This window comes from Komarekiella delphini-convector SJRDD-AB1 (assembly GCF_014831675.1).
Classification (GTDB): domain Bacteria; phylum Cyanobacteriota; class Cyanobacteriia; order Cyanobacteriales; family Nostocaceae; genus Komarekiella.
Genome location: NZ_VJXY01000118.1, coordinates 1 through 5,760, shown reverse-complemented (window position 1 = coordinate 5,760; position 5,760 = coordinate 1). Strand labels below are relative to the sequence as shown.

7 protein-coding genes are annotated in these 5,760 nt (G+C 43.2%); 6 read left to right on the top strand and 1 reads right to left on the bottom strand.

Annotation, left to right across the window (positions count from 1 at the left end):
• The first annotated feature begins 132 nt into the window (after window positions 1–132).
• The 6 genes from FNW02_RS37030 to FNW02_RS37005 all read left to right on the top strand — a co-directional run bounded on the left by FNW02_RS37030 (window position 133) and on the right by FNW02_RS37005 (window position 4,603).
• On the top strand, window positions 133–285 hold the full coding sequence (locus tag FNW02_RS37030) for a hypothetical protein (protein WP_191762454.1): 153 nt from the start codon (window positions 133–135) through the stop codon (window positions 283–285).
• A 346-nt stretch (window positions 286–631) separates the two neighbouring features.
• Complete coding sequence (locus FNW02_RS37025; RefSeq protein ID WP_191762453.1) at window positions 632–925, top strand: hypothetical protein; 294 nt, start codon at window positions 632–634, stop codon at window positions 923–925.
• 71 nt (window positions 926–996) lie between these two features.
• A complete protein-coding gene (locus tag FNW02_RS37020) occupies window positions 997–1,266 on the top strand; it encodes a hypothetical protein (protein WP_191762452.1) in 270 nt (89 codons plus the stop codon).
• A 3-nt stretch (window positions 1,267–1,269) separates the two neighbouring features.
• On the top strand, window positions 1,270–1,458 hold the full coding sequence (locus tag FNW02_RS37015) for a hypothetical protein (protein ID WP_191762451.1): 189 nt from the start codon (window positions 1,270–1,272) through the stop codon (window positions 1,456–1,458).
• Entirely contained in the window at window positions 1,455–1,655 is a 201-nt protein-coding gene (locus tag FNW02_RS37010; protein WP_191762455.1) for a hypothetical protein, read from the top strand. The genes FNW02_RS37015 and FNW02_RS37010 overlap by 4 nt, the downstream gene beginning before the upstream one ends.
• Window positions 1,656–2,506: 851 nt before the next feature.
• Window positions 2,507–4,603 (top strand): beta strand repeat-containing protein, encoded by a 2,097-nt coding sequence (locus FNW02_RS37005; RefSeq protein WP_191762450.1) that lies wholly within the window; start codon window positions 2,507–2,509, stop codon window positions 4,601–4,603.
• Here the strand turns inward: FNW02_RS37005 and FNW02_RS37000 are convergent.
• On the bottom strand, window positions 4,517–5,596 hold the full coding sequence (locus tag FNW02_RS37000) for a hypothetical protein (RefSeq protein WP_191762449.1): 1,080 nt from the start codon (window positions 5,594–5,596) through the stop codon (window positions 4,517–4,519). The genes FNW02_RS37005 and FNW02_RS37000 overlap by 87 nt on opposite strands.
• Window positions 5,597–5,760 lie beyond the last annotated feature (164 nt).

The window sequence follows — 5,760 nt, the reverse complement described above, 5'->3', positions numbered from 1 at the left end:
CTAATCTCTATTGTTGAAAGGTTAGGGATTTGTTTTATTTATAGTTGTAGCAACTTGTAGGATTATCTATGTCATTTTCAAATCTTTTTTAGTTTTTATTAGTAAATAAGATGCGTTCGCCCTGACTCACACTTGACACGATTAGCGGTTCTCCAAAAAGAGTTAAATGCAGATTTAGAGATTCGCACTCCCTTTGGTACAGTTCCTCCACCTCTTTCTCAAACACCTCGCTCATCTAATGGTACATCCAGATTATCTCAACCCAAGAAAAAGGTTAGCGCTTAAGACTCAGACATTGTACTTACTAGAAAAATGCGGAAACTTCACTTACCAAAAGTTTCCGCAATCTCAGCTATAGCCAAAGGTAAAATTCAAAGGGGTGTAAGGGTGTAGGGGTGTAAGGGACTCACGTTAAAAACATGGGATTGAAAACATGGACGCCTTATATCTTGAGCTATGCGCCTCGATACAAATCTTTTTCATTCTTTGGGCTTTATACCCACCCCTAAAGGGATTTTATTCTCCCCTATACCCTCACACCCTTACACCCCTACCCCCTAGTTTTTGTAATTATTGCACATTACATCGCTACGCTTCAAAGTGATGAATTATTTAGATGAGTTCAGTTTAAATGAGTAAAATACAACAGCATCAACAAGCTTGGGATGCGCTGATGTCCCTCAACAAACGCTATTATATTTCGACTGGTTTTTATGCACTGGAAGATGCTTATTTAATCAGTGGTAAAGACTTAAAGTACAAAAATCAAATTGTTCTCGTAGAACATCGGCAGAAAACACAGATTAATCATTGGAATTATCAGTGTAAAAAATCTGAATGCCCTCAACCGACAATCACAACTAACGGTGATGATAACAACGGGAACTTGAAACGAAAAGCCCCATCGCTGAAAGTTTACAGCTAGTTCAATCAATAGCGATCGCTACGCTTTGCATCTAGATGAAAGTATTTGTCTTTTCAATAAGGGTAATGAAAATGGAACTCAATTCTGTTTGTGATCCCAAATCACTTAATCCAACAAAAGTATACCAAATTGATGGAGCTTTCTATCAATACTTGCACTCTTCAGATAGCAATACTCATCCAAAGTATGTGTTTGGTCATTTACCAATACCAGGGCAAAAACAGAAATCAAACTTGGTGATCAATCGGGATAAATTAATGATTCGCTGTTCGGAAGTTGTAGGGATGACTTGTAACCCTAGAACTATTAAAGAAAGCTCTGAGCAGCTTCAATTGTTTTGAGTCATGTCAATACATAAACCGCCAATCATTAAACGACCCATCAAGGTACGAAACAATGGCTCTCAAAAGATAGTTTATCGAGTTATCAAAGATATTCAACACCTCAAAAATAATCCCCAGGTTGGAACTGCAACTATCAAAGGAAAATCCTACATGGTTCGCAATCAAGGTGTTTATTGGGTCGTTGTTTGAGAGAGCATGTTCAAATAATCATTCTTGCGATCGCAGCTTCCACCGCAAAATTCTCCGGCGCAGAATTAGAAACTGATGAAGCCGCATTGCTGGCGTTTGATGAAGGGCGACCACAGCAGGTCACGCTATCTGATTTGGAGGCTTGCCGTCAAACCATTACTCCATCAAAGCTTTGTTTCATTTTTGTTGTCAGTTAATATACATCTGACGTTGTGCCGTATGGGGGCAATAGCTTTTAAATAGCAGCAAACGCACGTAAGGTACTTGTTCGCTTATAAAGATACCAGCCGTCAACATCTAGAGTCGCATAACGGGTCGCGATCAGAACACGGCTGGTGTTTTTTGTGGTTTCCTCTGACTAGAAACTAAAAGAATACTTGTGTGTAAAAAATTATACGTAATTCTCTAAAAAAACCAAATTTTTATGTCTTTGGAAATAACTATATAAGCAGTTAACTTGATTTAATCAAGCTAGTAGCTTGTATAGTTTCCTGCTAAGTAACTAATTGCCTAGCAGCATAGTGTGACAGAAATTACTATCCAGTTGAAAAGGCTAAAAAGCTTACTGAGTTGGTTACTAGCAAACTCTAATCCCTAAAGAGGCACGTACCTGATAAAAATATTCTAGCTGATTTTTTATATGCCTAACCTAGCGTTATTTCCAACTGGATAGCGATTAGTAATATTTGACAAAACCGCTCTCAGATAGTGAGTGATTAACAGAAACAATGTCTCTTAGATGGAACTGCTTTGAAATTAGTTCTAGGATTTCTGTGGAAATTGAAGTTTAGTTAACTATTATGCTCTTACTGGGACGTACAAGGCTTAAGAGAGCCGAATTGACAGGCATTCTTGGTTCAATACCAAGTTGAATTCTATTCTTGCCTCACCTGACAATTTTGATGTGTTGAGTGCTAGTTAAACGCACACAAATTTATTGGATGCGCTCGCAAATTTTGATGCCCTGTAATCTGATTAGTTCGTTGGACTGCATTCGGCTTAAGTGACCAAAAAAGAATCATTAACATCAATTGAGAGGATTTTGCTCATGCCTAGACTTACCGTTCCACCCAATTTCATCGGCACTCCCGGCAGTGACATTTTAATCGGGGAAGAGTTAAATGCAAATCCGGCAATTGGTATTGATATTTTAACTGAAGGTTTCATTCGTACAGGCTCAGGAGATGACATTATTACGGGTATCGGCATCAGCGGTGTTGTCTTCGGTAGTGGAAACGGCATCGGTAACGCTGGTGAACTGGATAGCGGTTCGGGAGATGACGCTATCATCGGCATCGGTAGTGGAAACGGCATCAACAACGATGGTCAACTGAATACCAAAGAGGGAGATGACGCTATCATCGGCATCGGTAGTGGAAACGGCATCAACAACGATGGTCAACTGAATACCAAAGAGGGAGATGACACTATCATCGGCATTGGTAATTCAGAAGGCATCCTGAACTTCAGGAATGTGGATACTGGTTCGGGAGATGACACTATCATTGGCATTGGTAATGGATTCGGCATCTTCAATGTTTTTAACGGTTTTAATACAGGGGAGGGAGATGACACTATCATTGGCATTGGTAATTTATTCGGCATTGTAAACGGCGCTGAGAATTTTACAGGTTCGGGAGATGATACTATCATCGGCATTGGTAATCTATCCGGCATCTCCAGCGGTGGCGGTGGCAATATGAATACCGGGGAGGGAGATGACACTATTCTCGGCATCGGTAATAGTATCGGCATCAGCACCAGTGGTGGCGTCGAACTGAATACCGGGGAGGGAGATGACACTATTCTCGGCATCGCGATTGCAATCAACGGTAGTACCGATAGTGATGCAATCGGCATTCAAAACACCAGCGGTATCAATACAGATTCTGGAGATGACACTATTACTGGCATCGGTATCGGGGGCAACAGTAGCACTAGCGGTAATGGAGTCGGCGTCCGCAACACCGACCTTGATACAGGTTCAGGAGATGACACTATTATCGGCATCGGTATTGGGGGCAATGGTAGCACTAACGGTGATGGAATCGGCATCGCTAACGGGGATGACACCGGTTCCGGCGTTACTGGCGGTCTTCTTGTTACAGGTTCGGGAAATAATACTATTACCGGCATCGGTATCGGGGGCAACGGTAGCACTGGCGGGAATGGAATCGGCATCCATAACACTGAACTAAGCCAGATAATAGGCAACATCCTCATAGTTACCGGTTATGCCGAAAGCTCGGCAGCAAATACCCGTGCTACAGCAGGTATTGATAACACCGGGTGGATTTTCATCGGTCAGGGTAATATTACTGGACAGGCTACAACAACAATTGGTAGTTCAGGAGCAAACATCCGCGCCACAGGTATCGGGAACGGCGTGGGTATTAACATAGGTTTGGGTAATATTACTGGACAGGCAACAATAACAATTGGTAGTTCAGCAGTAGATACCACCACCATAGGCATCGAGAACACCCAGACCGGGTTTATTAACATAGGTGAGAGTAATATTACTGGGCAGGCTACAACAATAATTGGTAGCTCAGGAGCAGACACCACCACCATAGGCATCTCCAACGACGGTTCTATTAACATAGCTGAAGGTAATAACACCCTTACTGGACAGGCTACAACAATAATTGGTAGCTCAGGAGTAGACACCATCACCATAGGCATCTCCAACGACGGTTCTATTAACATAGCTAAAGGTGATAATACCCTTGTTGGGCAGGCTACAACAACAGATGGTATGGCTTATGGTATTTACGGAGGAGGAACAATCTTGACTGGCAATGGCAATGACAAAATTCTCGCCACCACTACCATCAATGAAGTTCAACAAAAAGTCACTATCGGTGGTGGGCTGGAAATTGGTCTGTTTGGAGGAAATGACTACTTCCAGGGGTTCGGTTCTGCAATTGTTGATGGTGGGACAGGTTTTGACATTCTTGACCTTAGTGCTTTTAACCGTTCTGAAGTGACTGTCTCTGGTGTTACGCCTGGCAATCCTCTTGAGCCTGCTAACTTCACCTTTAACAACAATGGTGACTTAATCACCTTGTCCACAACTGGCTTTGAGAACTTTATCTTTGCAGATAGCTCTTTCTCTTACAACACTTTGACTAACGGGGCATAAGTTTGTATTAACCAACTCTCCATCCACACAAGCAACCACCCATTGCCCAAACTTCGCCAGCAGCTTCCTGATGACAATTTGCAACGCTGGATCATCATTCCAACATTCCGTAAGAAACTCAAATCCTGGATTCTCTCTCAATACCTCCGCCAGCTTTAGTTTTTGCATTCGTACAGGTCTAGCCTTAGACCGTGCTGCGATCGCTTCGGCGGTAAACAATGCCTCACTCGACCATTTATCAGCATTGGGGGCAGGCGCAACGGAACTTTGGTCAACATGAAGAGTTTTGTCCTCATCGCTCGAAATCTGGTTTTCACCTATCAGCGTTCGCGTAGCGTCTCGTAGAGAAGTGGAAAGGCTATGTTGGGCTGGTTCTTCAAAATTGAGGGCCACGGGCGCGGTGAAACAGGTGTCCTCATGAGGGATTATCGTCTCAACACCACAATCCTGGTTTTCTCCCAGCAACGTTCGCGCAGGGTCTCGTAGAGAAGCAGATTGACCCTGTACAGCATCCACTAGCGCCAGCGAAGCGCAGTCTGTTACCGTAGGTAATTCTTCTTCTTTCTTCTCTTCCACGCTTTCGAGAGTCTGAGGCGACGCGCCCCCAAAAGGCGCGTAGCTTGCCGCCGTAGGCATCGCCGTCTTGTCACAGTGCGTATTTTCGTATGAAGTGGAAGAGTTACTTCTCACAATCTCTTTTGAAGAGTTTGTGAGAAGTTTCTGAGGAGTTCGTGAGGGTTCCTGGAACCCTTGCTCTGACTGGTTTTGAGTGGCAATATTCGTTTCAATTGTCGCGGTATTCGCTTTAATTGAAACGTTATCCGCTTTATTTGAGGCGGTATCCGCTTCATTTTTCTCGCTTTGCCAAAAATCTTTAACTCGCGCGCCATGCAGATTTTTTACTTCCCAAACTGATGTTCTGCCATCACTGCCACAGCTAAGACGACGAAAGGCTTTGTTGCATGAAACGGAAAAAAGATAAACTTCACTCAATAGAAGGGCGAATTAATTTTCCACTTTGTAGCTAACTGGAATGGCACTAAGAAAAGCCGAAACACTTGTGGTTTAAGCTGTTTGCAATTGCTTGCGTAACTCATGCCGGGGTTTGGTCATTAAGGGGTAAGCTTTTGGGCGGCGTTTACGGACTCGTGGTTCAC